Source organism: Clostridium sp. CCUG 7971 (assembly GCF_017590215.1).
In the GTDB taxonomy this organism is placed as follows: domain Bacteria; phylum Bacillota; class Clostridia; order Peptostreptococcales; family Peptostreptococcaceae; genus Faecalimicrobium.
The window spans coordinates 1-20,834 of sequence record NZ_JAFFPK010000028.1; the positions used below are offsets into that span (position 1 = coordinate 1).

Sequence of the window (20,834 nt, forward strand, 5' to 3'; positions counted from 1 at the left end):
TTTATTTATTTTTTATTAATCTATTTTAAATCTAATTTTTCTATATTTTCCTTCATTATAGATATAGAATTATCTAATTTTTCTTTTTCTGTTTTTTCAAGTGGTAAATGAATAACCTCTCTAACACCATCTTTATTTACTATACTTGGTACTGATATATAAACATCTTCATGTCCATAGTGACCTTCTAAATAAGATGATACTGTTAAAATACTATTTTCATTTTCAAGTATTGCAGTAGTTATTTTAGTTAAAGCCATACCTATTCCATAATATGTTGATTTTTTACATTCTATTATTTTATAAGCAATATTTCTAACTTCATCTTCTATTTCTTCTAAATCATCAAAATCTATTTTACTATCATTTCTAGATGCTATTTGATATATTGGTTGAACACCACATAGTGCATAACTCCATGCTACAAACTGTGAATCTCCATGTTCTCCCATTACAAATGCATTTATATCTTTTGGATTTACATCTAATCTTTCCCCTAATGTATATCTAAGCCTTGCTGAATCTAGAGTAGTTCCTGATCCTATTACTTTTGATTTTTCATATCCTGATAATTTTTGAGCTACATAAGTCATTATATCAACTGGATTTGTTGCTATTAATAGTATTCCTTCAAATCCAGATTTTTTTATTTCACCTATTATAGATTCCATTATTTTAGTATTTTTTTGTAATAAATCCAGTCTAGTTTCATCTTCATTTTGTATAGCACCTGCTGTTATACATATTATATATGCATCTTTACAATCACTATAATCCCCTGCATATATTTTCATTTTTCTTGGAGCAAAACTAAGACCGTGATTTAAATCTATGGCTTCCCCTTGTGCACGTTTTTTATCTAAATCTATCAAAACTAATTCTTCGCAAGTTCCTTGATTTACCATCGAGTATGCATAGCTCATACCTACCATACCTGTCCCAACTATAACTACTTTATTTTTCTTCATGATTTTTACTCTCCTCATTAACTCTTTATTTTAAATAATTTTTCCATATCTAACTCTATTTATTAATATAAATCATTTTTTGTCATATTTTTTTATAAATTGTTAATTATTTATTAATATAATACCCTTATTAAACACTTTTAATCCAAATAATTACATTTCCTGTATAAAAAATACATTATAATTTAAATATAATTTCAATTTATTCTTATTAAATTATTTTTGTTACAACTTTTTATATTGTTATGTATAAATTTTCTTGTAATAAGTGTATAATTAGATATGGAAAAAACAATAAAGGAGTAAAAAATGACTACATTTAAAGATTTAAACTTAAGTAACAATTTAATCGATGGACTAAAAAAGCAAAATATAACTTCTCCAACTGAAGTTCAAGGGCTTAGTATAGAAAAAATATTAGAAAATAAAGATTTATTAATAAATGCACAAACAGGAAGTGGAAAAACTTTAGCTTATTTACTACCTATGTTTGAAAAAATAGATACTACAAAGAGAGAAACTCAAGTATTAGTTCTTGCGCCTACTCATGAATTGGTTATGCAAATAGCTGAACAAGCAAAGTTACTTGCAACAAACTCAAATGTCGATGTAACATCTTTTACTATAATAGGCGAGGTAAATATACAAAAACAAATAAAAAATATAAAATCTATAAAACCACATATAGTTGTTGGAACTTGTGGTAGAGTTTTAGATTTAATAAAACAGAAAAAATTAAAGGCACATACAATAAAAACAATAGTTTTAGATGAGGTTGATAGCTTACTTAGTGGAAGCAATACATCTGTTGTTAAGGATATAGTAAAAACTACTTTAAGAGATAGACAGCTTTTAGGATTCTCTGCTAGTTTAAATGAAAATACAATAGATATTTGTAATTCATTAATGAAAGAACCTGAAATTTTAAAAACAAATCAAGAGCTTCCTATAAATTCTAATATAAACCATATGTATTTATATGGAGATAGAAGAGATAAATTTAATTTACTTAGAAAAGCATTAGCTGCTACTGCTCCAAAGAGAGCTATCGTATTTGTTAATGATGAAGATAGTATAGAAAATATAACTTCTAAATTAAACCACCATAACTATAAGGCAGTTGGTATATTCGGTAGAATGACTAAAGAAGATAGAAAGAATGCTCTAAACTCATTTAAAATAGGTAAATCTAAAGTATTAGTTTCTACAGATTTATCTGCTAGAGGATTAGATATAGTTGATATAACTCATGTATTTAACTTAGACTTCCCTGCTAGTAAAAATGAATATATCCATAGATCTGGTAGAACTGCTAGAGGAAATAGAAAAGGGGATACAATATCTATAGTTACAAATCAAAATTTATCTACAGTTAGAGACTACAAGAGAAACTTTAAGATAGATATTAAACCAATGGATTTAAAAGAAGGTAAATTAGTTCCTGCTACTTTTGATAAAAAGAAAGATAAGCCTAAAAATAAATCTAATGTTAATTTAAATGATAAATAAATTATAAAAAGAGATATCTATGTAGATATCTCTTTTTATAATTTATTTATCTTTAATTTTTATCGTCTATTGTTTTAAAGAAACTTACTATATCATTATTGTTATCTTTATGGTGATTTCTTGCTACATCTAATATTAGTTTATCATCAATCATATCCTTTAATATTTCATAGCTATATTCACTATGTCTATAATAGCATTGAATTTTTTTTGATTTTTCTAATTTAATTAATTCACCTTTTGTTAGATTATTTAATATTACAATTATAGATTTGTCAATTACATTTAATTTCTTTCTAGTTTTGCCTATATCATGAAGCAATGCAGCTTTTTTTAATCTTTCTTTATTATCTATAATCTCAATATTATTAATTTCTTTATTATCTATAATATATTCAATTTCTTTTGCTATTCTAACACAATGTTTTTGTTCGGATTTTAATAGTTTTGTAAATAAACTTAATTCTTCTTTATTTAATATTTCAGTAACGTAATTATAGTCTTCATTTTTCATAACATCTGTTACATTCATATAAAATTGTTTTACTCTTTTAGGTATCATGCTTTTCTCCTAAATTTTTATGAATTTATCTTTTATGTCTATTCTTTTTTACCATATAATAAGTAGCTATTCCTATTGCCATCAAAATAAGCATTATTATTGAATAATTTTTCATTATATGTGTTATCTGGTATAAGTTTCCTCCTAACACATAGCCTAAATATATAAGTACAATATTCCATATGCTTATACCAATTGATGAATATAATAGAAATGATCCTATACTCATTTTGGTCATACCAGCAGGTATAGAAATAAATGTTCTAGCTAATGGAACTACTCTTGCAAGCATAACTGATAATTTTCCATATTTTTTTATCCACCATGTAGATGATTTAATAGATTCTTTCGTTTTTGGATGATTTTCTAGTAAATATTTTATTACTGATTTTCCAAAATACAATCCTAATAAATAATTTGTAATACTACCAACTAACCCTCCTATTATAGATATTATTACAGCAATTTCAAATCCTATATTACCTTTAGATACCATTATCCCTACAAATGGTAAAACAACCTCACTAGGCAATGGTAGATTTGCATATTCTAACATAACAATAATAAATATACTTATTAATCCATATTCTTCAATGAAATTTTGCACTAAATTGTTTATATCCATATTTTTATTCCCTTATTATAATAAATTCCTTCCTAATATTAATATATTTTACTCGATTTATATTTTATAATTTATCTTTATAATTTCATTATATATAAAATAAGGATATTTTTAAATATATTACTGTTATAAGTTCTATAATATTTACTATTTTATCATCTTATTAAAAAAATAAAAAGATACACTAAAGTGCATCTTTTTATGTATTTCTTATAATTAACTTATTATTTAATATAGTTCTTTTACTATACTTATTATTATTTTCTATTTTTTCACTAAGAAGCATTCCTGCATTTTTTCCTAGCAAAAACATATTCTGGTCAACTGTACTTAGCTTTGGTTCTACCATTTCACTAAGTTCTATATTATCATATCCAATTACTGATAATTCACTTGGAATTTTTTTATTAAGCTTTTTACATGCATTTATTATCCCGATACCCATAAGATCATTGCAAGCAAATACTGCACTTATTTCTTTATTTTTACTTAATATTTTTATAGCTTCTTCCATAGTCTTGTTTACAGTTTCTCTACCATTTCCTTGACCAATATTTATTATATATTCTTTTTTAAAATTTGAAATTTCACTCATAATTTCTTTATATGCTTTTTCTTTTACGTCATAAGAATAACTATTTTCCCCTCTTATAAAAAGTATATCCTTATGATTATTTTCTATTAAATGACTTATAGCTGCTTTTGCTCCATTTTCTTCATCATTAGATACTGATGAAATGTATTGACTATTTATATTTCCATTTACAGATACTATAGGAATATTTTTAGCTATATTGTCAAAAAAATTTGACTTAGAATTTTCTACATTCGGGTCAACTAATATTATACCTGCTACATTTCTTGCCATAAGTTCATTTACTCTTGTAATTTCTTTTTCTTTATCATGATTTGTTGTACATAAAAATATTGAATACTTCGAGTTATCGAAATAGCTTTCTATTCCATTTACAACATCTGTAAAAAACATATTGCTTATACTTGGGACTACTACACCTATAGTGCTTGATTGCTGCTTTATAAGATCTCTAGCTTGAGTATTTGGTGTATAATTAAGTTCTTCTATTACTTTTAATACTGTTTCTTTTGTTTCTTGTTTTACTGGATAATTTCCGTTTATTACCCTAGATACAGTTGCAACAGAAACATTGGCAGCTTTTGCCACATCTACTATAGTATTTTTCATATTATCTTATCCTTACAATATTTTTATAAATTTATTAAATGCCTTTATACCTTTTTCATCCCTTTTAAATACTCCCGCATGTTCTAAAACTTGTGCAAATTTTTTACCAACTTCATCTTTAACTATTTTATCTACATTATCTTTCGTTATATTTTTATATTCTTTTAATATATATTTGTACCAATTGGCGTGATGTTTTAATTCTTCATTATTATTTATATCACTAACACCTTCAATTAAAAGTTTAGATATTTCACTTAGTTCATCTTTAAGTCTTGCTGGAAGTACCGCTAATCCCATAACTTCGATAAGTCCTATATTTTCTTTCTTTATATGATGAACTTCACTATGTGGGTGGAATATTCCTAGAGGATGTCTTTCACTTGTTCTATTATTTCTAAGAACTAAATCTAATTCATATAAACTTCCATTTTTTCTAGCTATTGGAGTTATCGTGTTGTGATGTTCACCATTACTTTCACAAATTATGTCTACATCTAAATCAGAGTAAGTTCTCCATGCATTTAATATATAGTCTGCTAAATCTATAATTTCTTCTTTACAATTACCACCTAGTCTAATTACAGACATAGGCCATTTTACACGAGATAGTTTTGTATTTCCAAATCCTTTTATTTCAAAACTTTCTTCAATCGATGCAGTTTCCATTGCAAAAGTATAATTACCTCCTTGGTAATGGTCATGAGAAAGTATAGATCCACCAACTATTGGTAAGTCTGCATTAGATCCTGCAAAATAATGAGGTAATTTATCTACAAATCCTAATAAATTTTCAAATGTTTTTTTACATATCTTCATAGGAGTATGTTTATCATTAAGTATTATGCAATGTTCGTTATAATAAACATAAGGTGAGTATTGTAAAAACCAATTTTCCCCTGCAAATTCCATAGGTATTATTCTATGATTTTGCCTAGCTGGATGATTTATATTTCCACTGAAACCTTCATTTTCTTTGCATAATAAACATTTTGGATATGAAGTTGATTTCATAAGTTTAGCTTTTGCTATATCCCTTGGGTCTTTTTCTGGTTTTGACAAATTTATAGTTAAATCTAAATTACCATATTCTGTAGATGTTTTCCATACTATATTTTTATCTGTTCTATCTTTTCTTATGTAGTTTGAGGCAATACTTAGATTGTAGTAATAATATGTGGCTTCTTTTTTATCACTTTTATATTTTTTATTGAAAGTTTTTATAACTTCTGATGGTCTTGGCATTAACATATTCATTAATTTAGTATCAAATAAATCTCTTTGTGCTGTTGTATCTTCTATCATGCTTTTTTCAACTGCATAATCTAAAATATTTTCTAGTATTGGAGTTGCAGTATCTAAAAATTCATTAATATAAACTTCTTCAAACTCATCTAAGTTTAATAATTCTAGTATTAAGTTAGATACATATACTGCATCTAACTTATCTATTAAATTCTTTTGAATACCAAAATTTATAAGTCTATTTATCTCATAATTTATGTTCATAATTTATCCCCCTATTTTTCAAACCCATTTGGATGACTTTTATGCCAATTCCAAGCATCTCCTATCATTTTCTTAACATCATCAAATTTTGGTGTCCATCCTAAAATATCTTTTGCCTTTTGGCTAGATGCAACAAGTTTTGCAGGATCTCCAGCACGTCTTTCTCCAATTACTACTTTTATTTCTTCTTTAGTAGCTTCCTTCGCTGCATCTATCATTTCTTTTACAGTAAATCCATTACCACTGCCTAAATTAAATATATTACTTTCATTTCCTTCTCTTAAATAATTAAGTGCCTTTATATGTGCATCAGCTAAATCTATTACATGTATATAGTCTCTTATACAGCTACCATCATGAGTATCATAATCTTCACCGAATACTGTTATGTACTCTCTCTTTTTAAGTGGTACTTGAAGTATAAGTGGTATTAGATGAGTCTCTGGAGTATGATCTTCTCCTATATATCCTCCATCTATTGCACCTGCTACATTAAAATACCTAAGTGATACATATCTAGTACCATAAGATTTATTTGTCCATTTCATCATTTTTTCCATAGCTAGCTTAGTTTCACCATATGTATTTGTTGGGTTAGTTTCATCATCCTCAAGTATTGGTATTTGTTTTGGCTCACCATATACCGCTGCTGTTGATGAAAATACTATTTTATCTACATTATACTTTACCATAGTTTCAAGAACTACTTGAGTTCCGTAAACATTATTATCATAATATGTTAAAGGCTCTGTCATACTTACTCCAACTAAAGAGTTTGCTGCAAAGTGTATTACTGCCTCTATATTATTTTCACTAAACACCTTATCTAAAAATTCTCTATCTCTTATATCCCCTTTATAGAATTTTGCATCTTTATGAAGTGCATCCATATGACCTGTTTGTAAGTTATCAACTATTATTACGTCTTCACCGTTTTTTATAAGTTGATGTGATGTGTGACTTCCTATATATCCTGCTCCACCTAATACTAATATTGACATCTTTTATCCCCCTTTACCCTATTTTTCTAGTTCCATTTGATATATTCGCAACATAAAATGTTGGTGCATATCCTATTTCTTTTTCATATTCTTTTGATATATTTTCTATAAAATCTCCAACACATTCATCTTGAACTATACTTACTGTACATCCACCAAATCCAGCTCCAGTCATACGAGAACCTATTATTCCTTCTTGCTTAAGAGCTAAGCTTACTAATGTATCAAGTTCTTTTCCTGTTACTTCATAATCATCTCTTAATGAAACATGAGAACTAACCATTAATTGACCGAATAAAGCTAAATTATTTTCTTCTAGTGCTTTAACTGCTTTTAAAGTTCTTTGGTTTTCATATACTGCATGCTTGGCTCTTTTTCTGTCTATTTCATTTTCTATTAAACTCTTATTAGCTTCGAATTCTTCTTCACTTAATTCACCTAATGAATTTATATTTAATTTAGATTTAAGATTTTTAAGTGCTCTTTCACATTCAGCTCTTCTTTCATTATATTTAGAATCTGCCAATCCTCTTCTTTTATTAGTATTTCCTATTACTATTGAGTACCCATCCATATTTATCTGACTATATCTATAGTTTAAGTTATTGCAATCAAGTAGTATTGCACACTTATCTTTACCCATACCTATAGCAAATTGATCCATTATACCACAATTAACACCTATGAACTTATTTTCTGCTTCTTGGCATAGTTTAACAATGTCTATCATATCTATATTTAAGTTATTGTAGTACTTACATATTTCTCCCATTAAAAGTTCAAGTGAAGCTGATGATGAAAGACCTGCACCATTTGGTATATTTCCATATACTAATATATCCAGTCCGCAATCTATATCATATCCATTATTTTTCAGTACTTTAACTACCCCTTTTGGATAATTTACCCAATCATCTATTTCATCATAAACAATATTATCTAAATCGAATTCTACAACTCCAATATTTTCAAAGTTTAAAGAATACATTCTAATTTTTTTATCATCTCTTTTACTGCTTACTCCATAGGTTCCAAAAGATAATGCACAAGGAAATACATGTCCTCCATTATAATCAGTATGTTCTCCTATTAAATTAACCCTTCCCGGTGAAAAAAATAAATCCTCACACTCTTTTTCAAATATATTCTTAAAATCAACCTTTAATTTATCTAACATATCTATTCCCCCCTGATATATTTAAATTTCTATATTTTTTATTTGTTCTTCTACCTTTTCTACTAGATTATTGTTATCACTTTTAACTAAATACCAATTTTCATTTAAGACTACTTTTTCACCCTTAGATATGGTTTTTAATTTTCCTAAACTTTCTAACTCTAAAAATAGCTCTTTTGTATATATCTCAAAGTTTGCTCCATAATCAGAGTAATCTGAGACTTCTGTATATATATCATCAAAAGTTTTTAAAAAAACATTTTCCTCTACTATATGAGCTGACCATCTATCAATGTTATTTATTCCTATTTTAAATGCATCAGAATTATTAGTATCTTGAGTTATCTTTAAATATCTATCATCTATAAAACTCATTCTTTCATCGTTAATTTTTGTATATGGCCAGTATGCAAGTACTTTGTTTGGAGTAAATGTAGTTTTTTTATTACTTATCGGAGTAATAGAAACTCCATTTTTACAAAGAGTTGTTATAGCCCATGGAGCTATAGTTTTTTCTTTTTCATCTAAATTAATTATTTCATTACTTATATTCACCTTAGATGAATTTTTATCTAAAACAATATTTAATATTTTTTGAATATTGTTGTACTCTTCAATATTTCCAATTATTTTTACACCATTTTCAATTTCTTTATAAGTTATTTTACTATTTTCTGGATAATAGCTTCTTGGCATATATTCTGGGCTCATCCATAATCTATGGCCTCCATATAAGTACCATTTATTATCTGTATATTCACTGTAGTTACTTAAATCTTCAGTAACTAATCTATCTATATCCTCAAACAACATATTTTCTTCATTAATAAATGAATATCTTATAATTCTAGGGCCTAATTCAAGTGGAACTACAAGTTCAATTATTTCATTACTTATATGTAAACATTTTCCGAAATTTTGATAATTAATCTGGCTCGTTTTTATATTCCCCATATATATCTCCTTTTCATAATAATTATTTAAAATAATTTGCTACTAAACTTCTCTATACCAATATAGTAAACGATTACTATTTCTATGTAAAGAAATAAATTTAACAATTTTTAAATTATTTTATGTCTAATTTTAAATTTTTATGGTATAAAATTATTATAAATTAATTAAGGGGGTACTTATATGTTAGATGTAATAAAAAATAGACGTAATATAAGAAAGTTCAATGGGATTGAAGTTGAACAAGATAAGATTATAGAGATAATAAAATCAGGTATGCAAGCTCCTTCATCTAAAGATTCTAGACCTTGGGAGTTTGTAATAGTAAACGATAGACAAACACTAGATTCTCTATCTAAAGTTCATCATGCAGCTAAACAATTAAAAAATACTAAAAATTGTATAGTTTTACTTGGAAATAGAAATAAGTTTTTTAAAGTAGGTAGATGGATGTTAGACTTATCAGCTTGTATGGAAAATATGTTGCTAGAAGCAGTAAATCAAGATGTCTGTGCTGGATGGATTGGATGTTTTCCAAAAAAAGTTAGAATGGATTATATAAGCGAAATATTAAATTTACCTGAACATATAGTACCATTTTGTATAATTGCCCTTGGCTATTCTTATGAAGAAAAAAACGAATTTATTGATAAATTCGATGAAAGCAAAATACATTTAAATAAATATTAATTATAAAAAGCTATGTACTGGTCATATAATCAATACATAGCTTTTAAATTTTATAGCAATAAAATTTAAGCTATTTGTTCTTATATTTACTTTCCATATTTATCATTATTTTTTCTAAATCAAAAGTAAGGTTAATATTTAAATTATCGGATTTAATACTTATATCATTAAAAGTAGTACCTTTAAAATTATTTTTATCAATTATTATATTTCCATTATTAAATTCAACTTTAAATTCATTATCTTTAGGTATCCATTCCTTTATAAATTTATTAGTACTAAAATCTACAAGCCATTTAAATACTTTTATATCTAAAAATTTAACTTCTTTTATTTCAATTTGTAAATTTTTATTTTTATTTATTACAGGTTTGATTGTCATTTCAACTGGCGTTTTTATTTTATCATTAACTTTATAAGTAACATTAATTGTCGCTGTGCCTTTTCCTAATGATATTTTTACATTTTCTAATTTTTCATTTTTTACAATGTTATCCATTATGTAATTTAATCCATTATTAACTGTTTCTTTTGGAACTAAAACATTTCCTTTAAAACCTACTGGGCTATTTATGACTTTAAGCTCCTCTACTTCTAAACCATATAAAGAACTTACAAATTCTATAGTATTTTTTAGAGATTTATTTTGTATATTACTATGATTAGATTCAATTTTATCTTTTGGAGTTTCTATACTTTCTTTATTATCTTCTTTATTAATTTTCATAAATACAAATAGTATTAGTAAAATTGCAAATCCTAATCCAATCCACTTAATTATCTTTTTATTACTTTCATTCATTAAAAATGCTCCCTTTATTATTCTTTTAAATTTTTATCTATTTTATATTTTATAAATATAGGTGCAGCCCATATTCCTATTGTTGAAATTATTATCTTTATATATAAGTTTTCTATGTACGCAAAAGATAATACATTGATTATTATAAATATAAGTCCATAAATATAAAAAGATGGCCAATATATATCATAAAAACTTCCGCATTTTTTACACCTATATCCTAAGTAACCATTTTTTATGTAAACTATATATCCTTCCTTAAAACTTAATTCATCATTGCATTCCTCACAAACCTTAAACATTATGTCCTCCCTCTTTAATAGCTTGTCATTTATCTAAAAAAGACTCAAATTCATTGCATAAATAATCTAAGTCTTTTTCGTCATAATAAAAGTGACCTGAATTTTGTAGACAAATTATTTTATTTTGACTATTTAATTTCTTTTCAAATACTTTTAAACTTCTATGACTTACAAGTTCATCTTTCATTGTATGTATAACCAACATTGGCACTTCAACTTTTTTTAAACTATTTCTTGATCTTATTATTAAATTAAATAAATCTATATATCTAGGTAACCATCTTAAATATGTTAAAAATGAACATCTCTCTACACTAAAAGCATTATACGCATGGTTTGTAAGCATATCTTTTTCATCTATTTTACCTAGGGCTATCTTTAAACTACTTATTGCAATATTTAATTTTACTCTAACATGCATTGGTGTTGAAATAGACACTATTGCTTTTATACTCTCTCTATGTTCTAAATAAGATAATATAGATAATGTAGCTCCCATAGAATGGCCTACTAGTATAATATTTTTATATTTTTCTTTCCATTTTAGTATTTCTTCATCTACACATTTGACCCATTTTTTTAAACTACTATTTGCAAAATTTTCTCCACTTTTACCATGACCGTCTAAAAGTATAGCCGATATAGAATAACCTTTTCTCAAGGCAAGTTTTGCAAATGGTCTAAATTGATTTGGACTTTCTAATATTCCATGTATAAATATTATAATCGTATCTGAATCTTTTTTTTCATTATAGAAAGAATTGTGTTCATATTTTTTTATCATTTTTTAACTCCCAAATATACTTAATTTAACTTAATCCTTTTGATTAATTTTAGATAATATAAAAATAGTACCATATACTTAATGTATATGGTACTATTTACTACAATCTTTTTAGTTTTACTTTATGTGATTTCTTATTATTACATCAATGATATAATCCAAATTTACATTATTTTTATCTATATTTTCAAGTTCTAACACATACTCTTCAAACTCAACTTCTACACAAACGCAGTGTTCATTTTCATCATTTATGTAATCAACTAATCTATAGTTCTTTATTTCTTCTTGTAAGTACTCTTTTAGTTCATTATATTCTTCTTGGCTTATTTGGTTTTGTTTAGTTTTGCAACAACCTTTGCCACTACTACAACAACCTCCACCACTATTACAGCATCCCATAATTTTTTACTCCTTATCATTAGTCTTAATACTTATACTACCCTATATCAAGATATATAATCATATCTTATATTATATATTAATTTGTTGATTTATCAATATTTTAAATAAATAAAAATATATTAATTAAATATATATTTAATTTATTACATTTAAGGTAATTAATTGTATTTGTATGAAATGTATAGAAATACAATTAATTTATTTTATAATAGTATAATATAATTTTATATTATATTTTAAAACATATCTATACAAAGGGGGAATACACATTTGTCATCGTCTGAATTATTAGCCATAGAAGAAGTATTGCCCAGGGAAAGTAAAAAGAAAAAAATGTATATATCCATTAGAACTAAGTTTTTTATAAGTTTAATTTGTGCTATTTTATGGATATCATTTTCTATATATTTATCCATTCCATGGGTTAAAGATTTATCTTTCTTAACAAATATATTTATAGGTCTATTTATAATAGGTGGAATTGCTTATGTTCCTGGTTTTATGAACGCATTTTTAATTTCTAGTTTATTGCTAGATAGGCAACCAAATTTTAAAGTTAAAAATCCAATAGATGAAATTACTATATTAGTTGCAGCTTACAATGAAGAAGAAGGTATATTTAATACACTTAAATATATAAAAATCAAGAATATGATGGAATAATAAATACGTTAGTTATAAACAACAATTCTAATGATATGACTGTAAAAGAGGTCTATAGAGCAAAAAAAGAATTAAACATGAATATATCATGTATAGATGAACCTAATCCAGGTAAATTTAATGCTTTAAATACAGGATTAAAAAATACTACTAGTAAATATGTAATCACTCTTGATGCAGATACATTGCTTCATAAAAAAGCTATAAAACACTTAGTTTCTAGAGTTAATAGTGCACCTAGTGATATAGCAGCAGTTGCCGGAAGTGTACTTGTTAGAAATAGCAGAGATAACTTACTTACTAAATTACAAGAGTGGGATTATTTTTTAAGTATATCTTCTATTAAACGTATGCAAGGAATGTTTCAAGGTACTTTAGTTGCTCAAGGTGCATTTAGTATCTATAAAACTACAATCGTAAAAAGCCTTGGTGGTTGGTCTGATGCTATAGGCGAAGATATAGTTCTTACTTGGAATATGTTATCTAAAAATTATAGAGTATATTTTGAACCTCTTGCTATTGCTTTTACAGATGCTCCAACGAAATTAATTCATTTTATACGTCAACGTTCCAGATGGGCTAGAGGTATGATTGAAGGATTAAGAATGGTTAAGCCTTGGAAACAGCCTAATATATATTATAAGTTTCTAACATCTATAGATTTACTTATACCTTATATGGATTTTTCATATACATTCTTTTTCATTCCAGGATGCGTATTAGCTTTATTTGGTAAGTTTTATATAGTTGGACCTGCACTAATATTAGTTCTTCCTATTACTGTACTAAGTTTTCTTACTTTATTTTTTTATCAAAAGAAAAAAGTATTTGATGAACTAGGATTAGTTGTAAGGAAAAATATTTTTGCGTTTATAATCTTTTTATTAGGTTATCAATTATTAATGTCTCCCGTTTCATTATGGGGATATATTCAAGAACTTTTTAATATGAAAAGAATTTGGAAATAAATATTTTTATGATATAAATTTTAAAATCTTACTAAAAAAGTCTTAGTAAGATTTTTTATTATATAACCTACTTTCGTTTTTGTTTATTTTTCTTCGTTTTATTTTTAACTTTATATTCAAACAAATTTCATTTAATTTTATGTATTTTTTATTTTTTCCAAATAATTTGTATCTAAATATTACTATTTTAAATATGATATAGTATACAAATATTTGGGAGGGAAATGTAATGGCATTTTTAGACAGCTTAGTTTCTGACAGATTAGGTGGTTCATCATTTTTTACTGGCAATAAAAAATTGTACAAGTTTGAAAAAATCAAAAAATTAACCAAAGAAGCTAAATTAAGTAATCCTAATATAAATCTTATTGATATGAGTGTAGGAGAACCTGATAGAATGGCTGATGAATCTATAGTTGATATTTTAAATTTTGAAGCAAGAAAACCTGAAAATAGATATTATGCTGATAATGGAATCGTTGAATTTCAAGAATCCGCTTGCAGATATATGCATAATGTTTATAATATAGATGGGTTAATTTCTGATAATATTATGCATGGTATCGGTTCTAAGTCTATACTATCAATTTTACCTATGTGCTTTATAAATCCAGGTGATATATCATTAGTACCTGTACCAAGCTACCCAACTTTAGCAAGCTATACAAGATTTTTAGGTGGAGAAGTTTATACTCTTCCACTTTGTGAATTTAATGATTTTTATCCTGTTTTAGAAGATATACCTTGCGATGTATTAAAAAGAACTAAAATGTTATATCTAAATTATCCTAATAATCCCACTGGACAAGTTGCTACTTATGAATTTTATAAGTACGTTGTTGATTTTGCTAAGAAAAATAATATTTTAATTGTGTGCGATGCTGCATATGGTAATTTAGTTTATGATAATTATAAACCATTTAGTATTTTTAGTGTTGATGGTGCAATGGATACTTGTGTTGAGATTCACTCACTTTCTAAATCTTTTAATATGACAGGTTGGAGACTTGCTTTCTTAGTTGGAAATAAAAAGGTTATCAAGCTTTATTCCACTATGAAATCACACGCAGATTCAGGACAATTTAGAGCAATTCAATTGGCTGGTGCTTATGCGCTAGATAATTATAATTTAGTAGATACAAATGTTATTAGATACTCTAGAAGACTAGATTTATTAGTAAAAGCACTAAGAGAAGTTGGTTTTGATGCAAAAAAACCTAAAGGTGGGTTTTATGTATACGTTCCTATGCCTAAAGGAGTAAAAAACGGTATTATATTTGAAAATGCAGATGATGCTTCTCTTTATATCCTATCTACGGCTCTTGTATCTACAATTTCTTGGGATGATTGTGGTGGATTTTTAAGATTTTCAGCTACTTTTGATGCAGATACAGTTGAGGATGAAATTAAAGTTATTGATGAATTGAAAAGAAGATTAATCTCTTTAAATTTAGAGTTTTAATTATAAAATCTTATATCTCTTAACATAAAAAATGAACTCAATTTGAGTTCATTTTTTATGTTATAAAATTATAATTTCCAAGTATCTATTTTAGCTACTTATTCTTTGTGTCTAACTCTTAGCTCTATCCCTAGACTATTTGCTATATCATATGACTTTTCTATTTGTTCTTTAGGTATACTATCAACTACAGAAAATTTAACTTCTTTTATGTATTTTTTGCAATCACTAGCAAATTTAAGCATTGCATCAAAAGATTTTTCTCCAAATGCTGGTCTAGTAACTTCATTATATGATTTTTTATCTGGAGCATTTAAACTTATTGATACAGAATCTATAGCATCACTTAACATAATTGCAGTATCTTTTTTATGAATTAAATCACTAAGCCCATTTGTATTTACTCTTACTTTTATGTTACTTTTATTTTTTATAAATTTGGCAATTTCAACAACCTCATTTATTCTAACTAATGGTTCTCCATAGCCACAAAATACAATTTCTTTAAATTCATCTATATTATAATTTTTAAAAGCATCCTTTACCTCTTCTATACTTGGTTCATGATCCATCCATAAACTTCCACTACTTGCTACTTCATCGCCCTCATCTCTTATACAAAATGTACATTTACATGGACAAAGATTTGTTATATTTATATAAAGACTGTCTTCTATTGTGTATAAAATATTCATGTTAATTCCCCCATATTAAATTGATTTTAGTTAAAGTATTTTTTCTTTATATCTAATTTATCAAGCGCTAATCCGATTAATATAAATACTATAAAACTTCCTATAGGCTGTACTAATCCTATTAATGAAAACACAAATGCACTTGTAAAACTTCCATATATTATTCCATCTGCAATCATATATAATATCCATCCTACAAAACCTGCTATAAATGATCCTAATAGATTTCTTGTGTTTATTATTTTATTAGTTTTAGATGTTAAAAATAATACTAATATTGATTTTATAATTAATGTAGGTATTATATATATAGCATATCCTGTTATTAAATCAGCCATAGCCGCTCCTATTGCAGCACAAAAAATTGCATATGGCATTGGCAATAATGTTGCACCTAAGTATATGAATGCATCTCCTATATGTACATATCCCTTACCCCCAATTGGTATATGTAGTATATATGCTGTAGTCAAACATATAAATGCTGCAAATAATGCGGCTGTAACCATATATCTAGTTTTCTTACTTCTATTATTTATTCTATCATTTAATCTACTCAAATTTTTCTCCCTCCTAATTAAATTGTAGTATTTAATTCTATATTTTTATATTATATTACTATTAATACCATGTATTTTATATAGTATTTTATGTTTTCCTTTTAAAAATATCATTGTATCAGTACAATCCTCTAAGTATTATTTAATAAAAAAGACGAGAAATTAACTTTCTCGCCTTATAAGTTTATTTATTTTCTTTTTTCATTTGCTGTTTTATTTGTGCTGCAAATTTCTTTTGTTCAAATCTATCCATCATTTCATCTTTTTTTGATTCCATGATATGCATTGCACCTTCGAAATTATCTTTAACATCTTCAGCAACTTCTTTTGCCATATACTTAGCTTTTTTAGCTGTATCTTTTACATCTCTTTTTAAACCATTCATATTTTCCATAACTATGCCTCCTATGTTAATACTTTTTAATATAATAATAGATACAATTTTTGTATCTATTATTATATTGCCCAATATATTATTTATAATTTATAGTTTGAATATTAACGCATAATTATTTGTTTAACTCTTTATATATCTAAATCATAGTATAGTATATTAATAAAACAAGGAGTGATTTTATGACATCATATATTATGTATGGTCTTTGTATTATAGTTTTTCTTATTGCTTTTATAAAAGATAAAGATAAAACTAAAAAAGCTCTTAAAAGTTCCTTTAAATCTTTTGAAAATATAATGCCTCAGTTTCTTTCTATAGTAATTATTATTTCTTTAATTTTATCTATTGTAAATCCAAGTACTATTTCTAATCTTATTGGCCCTGATTCAGGAATTTTAGGTACTACAATATCAGCTATTATAGGTTCAGTTACAATGATGCCAACTTTTGTTGCATTTTCAACTGGAGACTCTTTATTAAAAGGTGGCGCAGGATATGCTCAAGTTGCAGCTATGATTTCTACACTTACTATGGTTGGTGTTTTAACATTTGCATTGGAAGCAGAATATATAGGTAAAAAAGCTGCGTTTTTTAGAAATCTTATTGCTTTTTTATTTGCATTTATTGTTGCATTTTTCGTTGGAGGTGCATTTTAATAATGAATATAAAATTTCTTTTAAATCGATATAAATATTTTTTAATAGGATTTTTAATTTGTATTATTATATATTTTTATAACAACAATTTAGGCATAAATATTTTTAAAAATGTAAAATCTAGTATTTTGCAAATGCTTTCTATCCTTCCTCCAGTAATGATATTACTTGGATTTATGGATGCTTGGATCCCTAGAGAATATTTTATGAAATATATGGGTAAAGATTCTGGAGTTTTAGGAATATTTTTATCTTTTTTAATAGCTTTTTTCGCTGCTGGTCCTATGTATGCAGCTTTCCCTTTTACTGCTGTACTACTAAAAAAAGGTGTTAAGTTTTCTAATATTATTATCTTTTTAAATGCTTGGTGTGTAACTAAGTTCTCAACTTTATTATTTGAATTTGGCGCTTTAGGATATAAGTTTACATTAATTAGGTTATTAATAGATATTCCTGGCGTTATTATAATGGGATATATAGTAGATTATTGTGTTAATAGAAATAATAAAAAAATCCCCCTATAAGTTGGATTATTATAAGGGGAAATTTTGTTGTAATGATGACTCAATATGAGGATGTGAGGGAGGGCCATCATTACAACGGGGTATTATATTATGGTTTTTAAGCTAGTCTTTTCTATAGTTATATAATACATTTTCTATATGAATTTTTTGTGAGTTTATTATGAATAGTGTTTGAAATTTATATCTTAAAATTCTGCATAAAATACTACTGCATTTTCTTTGTTTTTTAGTGAATGATAAAAACCATGACTATTAAATATTTGACTTACTAAATATAGCCCTAAACCACTTCCTCCTGTTTTTCTTGAACGGGATTTTTCTACTCTGAAAAATGGTTTAAATATCTCTCCTAAATACTTTCCTTCTATTTTCACCCCTGTGTTTTCAATTTCTAGACATACCTTTCTTAAACTATTTCTCTTATTAACTTTATTTGATTTTGTATATAGTCTAATTATAAGGCTTTCTCCCTTTGGAGAATACTTTATAGCATTATTAATTATATTATTTATAGCTTTAGTAATTCTTTCTTCATCGCATTCTATAAAAACATTATCTTTAATTTTCAAATCTATTTTTATATTATTTTCTTCTATTAAAAATAATTGTCTTTTAACCAACTTGTGTAGTAATTCACTTAAATTTACTTTTCTTAACTCTAAATCTTTTTCTAGAATTTCACACTTTGATACTTCTATCATTTCATTTACTAATTCTTTTAATTCTTGTGTACAATCATATGATTTTTTAAGGTATGCATCTCTATCTTTATATTTTCCTATATTATACATCATACCTTCTAATTGGCCACTAATTATAGTTATTGGTGTTTTTAGCTCATGAGATATAGTAGCAACAAAATCTTTTCTTCTATTTTCTGCTTCTCTTTCACTTTCAATTATATCTATTAAAGGTTTAGTTATAACATTAGAATATATATATGCACCTATTATACCTATTAAAATTGCTACACCAATAATATATGGCATAAGATTCCTAATTACATCACTAGCTTCATCTATAGGTTGCAGTGGCATTATTATTTCTAATGTGTATGGATTCATAGAGTCTTTAGTATATATAGGCATAGTTAACATATATTCATCTTTTTTACTACTTAAAATATATTTATTGTATCTTAGGAAAATTACCTCATTGTTTCCATATATTATTTTTCCATTTTGATTTTTTAATATTATTGCCAAGTTTTGATCTTTACCCATATAGTAAAGTCTTTCCTCTAAAAAAGCTGTATCGTAATGAATTGCTGTTTCTGCTAAGGATTTAGAACTTCTTTCTAATAAATCTATCTTATATTTATGATAGTATGATGGTAATAAAAAATATAAAATTAAATATATAATTATAGCTAACGCTACTAAAAGTATTGTGGTTATAGAAAATAACTTATACTTTATATTTAAATTTTCCCATTTATCAAATATCTTTCTCAAGTGTATATCCTATCCCTTTTACAGTTTTTATGTATGGTAAAGATATTTTTTTCCTTATATTTTTTATATGTGCATCAACTATTCTTGTATCTCCATAATAATCATATCCCCATATACTATCTAATAGATTCTCTCTAGTTATAACTTGAGGATATTTTTCTATTAGCGTTTTTAGTATATTAAACTCTTTTAATGTTAATTCAATACTCTCTCCTTCAATATTAGCTGAATATGTATTTAAATCTAATTTTAGATCTTCAAATACTATAAAATTATCATTAATAGGCTTTGAACTTCTTCTTAAAATTGCTTCTACTCTTTTTATAAGTAAATTAAATGAAAATGGCTTTGTTATATAATCATCACATTCTAATTCAAATCCTTTAACTTGATCAGTTTCATCATTTAAAGCGGTTAAAAATATTATTGGTACATTAGATGATTTTCTAATCATTTTACATACTGAATATCCATCTAAGTTTGGCATCATAACATCTAAAATTACTAAATCATAATTTCCTTGCTTAAATTTTTGTATTCCTTCTAACCCGTCATTTGCATAATCTACACTATAACCTTCCGAGCTTAAAAATTCTACAATTAATTCCTGTATACTCGAATCATCTTCTACTACTAAAATAGATGCATTCATATTATCAACTCCTTATTTGTTTTTATATGCTAAATTTTATATTATTCTTGTGAATTTTATATGAAAATCCTTATTCTTTACTTATTTAAGTATACACTAAGTTTTAATTTATAATTATATAAAATAAAAAAATCTCTATAATATTATAGAGATTTTTATAAATTTTAAGTAGCATATGGCGATATAAGTAAAATAATTCCTCCAAACGTGGATTAAAACGGGTTTTATTTAAATGATTTAAAATTTTTAAGTCTTAATGCATTACTAACTACAGAAACTGAACTTAAACTCATTGCAGCTGCTGCAAACTT

The 20,834-nt window shown here is 25.7% G+C and carries 24 protein-coding genes; 7 read left to right on the forward strand and 17 right to left on the reverse strand.

The window, feature by feature from the left end; translation table 11 throughout:
• Positions 1-20: 20 nt before the first annotated feature.
• Positions 21-968, reverse strand: a complete 948-nt coding sequence (locus JWF52_RS03910) for an L-lactate dehydrogenase (protein ID WP_208332041.1) — start codon at positions 966-968, stop codon at positions 21-23.
• Positions 969-1,277: 309 nt separating this feature from the next.
• On the opposite strand from JWF52_RS03910, the gene JWF52_RS03915 reads away from it, so the two are divergent.
• Positions 1,278-2,477: a DEAD/DEAH box helicase gene (locus tag JWF52_RS03915; protein ID WP_208332043.1), complete on the forward strand. Its 1,200-nt coding sequence runs from the start codon at positions 1,278-1,280 to the stop codon at positions 2,475-2,477.
• 52 nt (positions 2,478-2,529) lie between these two features.
• On the opposite strand, the gene JWF52_RS03920 is transcribed toward JWF52_RS03915, so the two are convergent.
• From JWF52_RS03920 to JWF52_RS03950, 7 genes are all read right to left on the reverse strand, one after another.
• Complete coding sequence (locus JWF52_RS03920) at positions 2,530-3,039, reverse strand: HD domain-containing protein (protein WP_208332045.1); 510 nt, start codon at positions 3,037-3,039, stop codon at positions 2,530-2,532.
• A 25-nt stretch (positions 3,040-3,064) separates the two neighbouring features.
• Entirely contained in the window at positions 3,065-3,664 is a 600-nt protein-coding gene (locus JWF52_RS03925; protein WP_208332047.1) for a DedA family protein, read from the reverse strand.
• Positions 3,665-3,863: 199 nt separating this feature from the next.
• Positions 3,864-4,868 (reverse strand): LacI family DNA-binding transcriptional regulator, encoded by a 1,005-nt coding sequence (locus JWF52_RS03930; RefSeq protein WP_208332048.1) that lies wholly within the window; start codon positions 4,866-4,868, stop codon positions 3,864-3,866.
• A gap of 12 nt (positions 4,869-4,880) precedes the next feature.
• Complete coding sequence (gene galT / locus JWF52_RS03935) at positions 4,881-6,377, reverse strand: UDP-glucose--hexose-1-phosphate uridylyltransferase (protein WP_208332050.1); 1,497 nt, start codon at positions 6,375-6,377, stop codon at positions 4,881-4,883.
• Positions 6,378-6,388: 11 nt separating this feature from the next.
• The gene (galE, locus tag JWF52_RS03940; protein WP_208332051.1) at positions 6,389-7,378 is read right to left on the reverse strand and encodes a UDP-glucose 4-epimerase GalE; all 990 of its coding nucleotides are present in this window, start codon (positions 7,376-7,378) and stop codon (positions 6,389-6,391) included.
• A gap of 13 nt (positions 7,379-7,391) precedes the next feature.
• A complete protein-coding gene (locus JWF52_RS03945; RefSeq protein WP_208332068.1) occupies positions 7,392-8,561 on the reverse strand; it encodes a galactokinase in 1,170 nt (389 codons plus the stop codon).
• A 15-nt stretch (positions 8,562-8,576) separates the two neighbouring features.
• Positions 8,577-9,509 carry a hypothetical protein gene (locus JWF52_RS03950; RefSeq protein ID WP_208332052.1) on the reverse strand — a complete coding sequence of 311 codons (933 nt, stop codon included), beginning with the start codon at positions 9,507-9,509 and terminating at the stop codon, positions 8,577-8,579.
• Positions 9,510-9,692: 183 nt separating this feature from the next.
• On the opposite strand from JWF52_RS03950, the gene JWF52_RS03955 reads away from it, so the two are divergent.
• On the forward strand, positions 9,693-10,199 hold the full coding sequence (locus tag JWF52_RS03955; RefSeq protein ID WP_208332053.1) for a nitroreductase family protein: 507 nt from the start codon (positions 9,693-9,695) through the stop codon (positions 10,197-10,199).
• A gap of 70 nt (positions 10,200-10,269) precedes the next feature.
• On the opposite strand, the gene JWF52_RS03960 is transcribed toward JWF52_RS03955, so the two are convergent.
• The 4 genes from JWF52_RS03960 to JWF52_RS03975 all read right to left on the reverse strand — a co-directional run bounded on the left by JWF52_RS03960 (position 10,270) and on the right by JWF52_RS03975 (position 12,489).
• Positions 10,270-11,001 (reverse strand): hypothetical protein, encoded by a 732-nt coding sequence (locus tag JWF52_RS03960; protein ID WP_208332055.1) that lies wholly within the window; start codon positions 10,999-11,001, stop codon positions 10,270-10,272.
• 17 nt (positions 11,002-11,018) lie between these two features.
• A complete protein-coding gene (locus JWF52_RS03965) occupies positions 11,019-11,303 on the reverse strand; it encodes a hypothetical protein (RefSeq protein ID WP_208332056.1) in 285 nt (94 codons plus the stop codon).
• A 25-nt stretch (positions 11,304-11,328) separates the two neighbouring features.
• Positions 11,329-12,087 (reverse strand): alpha/beta hydrolase, encoded by a 759-nt coding sequence (locus tag JWF52_RS03970; RefSeq protein WP_208332058.1) that lies wholly within the window; start codon positions 12,085-12,087, stop codon positions 11,329-11,331.
• A 117-nt stretch (positions 12,088-12,204) separates the two neighbouring features.
• Positions 12,205-12,489, reverse strand: a complete 285-nt coding sequence (locus tag JWF52_RS03975; RefSeq protein WP_208332060.1) for a hypothetical protein — start codon at positions 12,487-12,489, stop codon at positions 12,205-12,207.
• 273 nt (positions 12,490-12,762) lie between these two features.
• Here JWF52_RS03975 and JWF52_RS19200 point away from each other — a divergent pair, with 273 nt between their 5' ends.
• The 3 genes from JWF52_RS19200 to JWF52_RS03985 all read left to right on the forward strand — a co-directional run bounded on the left by JWF52_RS19200 (position 12,763) and on the right by JWF52_RS03985 (position 15,585).
• Positions 12,763-13,155, forward strand: a complete 393-nt coding sequence (locus JWF52_RS19200; RefSeq protein WP_286183991.1) for a hypothetical protein — start codon at positions 12,763-12,765, stop codon at positions 13,153-13,155.
• A 35-nt stretch (positions 13,156-13,190) separates the two neighbouring features.
• Positions 13,191-14,123 (forward strand): glycosyltransferase family 2 protein, encoded by a 933-nt coding sequence (locus JWF52_RS03980; RefSeq protein ID WP_286183992.1) that lies wholly within the window; start codon positions 13,191-13,193, stop codon positions 14,121-14,123.
• 229 nt (positions 14,124-14,352) lie between these two features.
• Positions 14,353-15,585, forward strand: a complete 1,233-nt coding sequence (locus JWF52_RS03985) for an aminotransferase class I/II-fold pyridoxal phosphate-dependent enzyme (RefSeq protein WP_208332062.1) — start codon at positions 14,353-14,355, stop codon at positions 15,583-15,585.
• Positions 15,586-15,683: 98 nt separating this feature from the next.
• Here the strand turns inward: JWF52_RS03985 and JWF52_RS03990 are convergent, their stop codons facing one another.
• The 3 genes from JWF52_RS03990 to JWF52_RS04000 form a co-directional block, all read right to left on the reverse strand.
• Positions 15,684-16,280 (reverse strand): TIGR04100 family radical SAM protein, encoded by a 597-nt coding sequence (locus tag JWF52_RS03990; protein WP_208332063.1) that lies wholly within the window; start codon positions 16,278-16,280, stop codon positions 15,684-15,686.
• 26 nt (positions 16,281-16,306) lie between these two features.
• On the reverse strand, positions 16,307-16,840 hold the full coding sequence (locus JWF52_RS03995; RefSeq protein ID WP_353654867.1) for a TIGR04002 family protein: 534 nt from the start codon (positions 16,838-16,840) through the stop codon (positions 16,307-16,309).
• Positions 16,841-17,024: 184 nt separating this feature from the next.
• A complete protein-coding gene (locus JWF52_RS04000) occupies positions 17,025-17,234 on the reverse strand; it encodes a hypothetical protein (RefSeq protein WP_208332064.1) in 210 nt (69 codons plus the stop codon).
• Between the two features lie 182 nt (positions 17,235-17,416).
• On the opposite strand from JWF52_RS04000, the gene JWF52_RS04005 reads away from it, so the two are divergent.
• Together JWF52_RS04005 and JWF52_RS04010 are read left to right on the forward strand one after the other, a co-directional pair.
• Positions 17,417-17,893 (forward strand): permease, encoded by a 477-nt coding sequence (locus JWF52_RS04005; protein ID WP_208332065.1) that lies wholly within the window; start codon positions 17,417-17,419, stop codon positions 17,891-17,893.
• 2 nt (positions 17,894-17,895) lie between these two features.
• Positions 17,896-18,417 carry a permease gene (locus JWF52_RS04010; protein WP_286183994.1) on the forward strand — a complete coding sequence of 174 codons (522 nt, stop codon included), beginning with the start codon at positions 17,896-17,898 and terminating at the stop codon, positions 18,415-18,417.
• Positions 18,418-18,602: 185 nt separating this feature from the next.
• Here the strand turns inward: JWF52_RS04010 and JWF52_RS04015 are convergent, their stop codons facing one another.
• Together JWF52_RS04015 and JWF52_RS04020 are read right to left on the reverse strand one after the other, a co-directional pair.
• Complete coding sequence (locus JWF52_RS04015; protein ID WP_208332066.1) at positions 18,603-19,871, reverse strand: sensor histidine kinase; 1,269 nt, start codon at positions 19,869-19,871, stop codon at positions 18,603-18,605.
• Positions 19,855-20,523 carry a response regulator transcription factor gene (locus JWF52_RS04020; RefSeq protein WP_208332067.1) on the reverse strand — a complete coding sequence of 223 codons (669 nt, stop codon included), beginning with the start codon at positions 20,521-20,523 and terminating at the stop codon, positions 19,855-19,857. Before JWF52_RS04020 ends, JWF52_RS04015 begins: the two co-directional genes overlap by 17 nt.
• Positions 20,524-20,834: the final 311 nt, after the last annotated feature.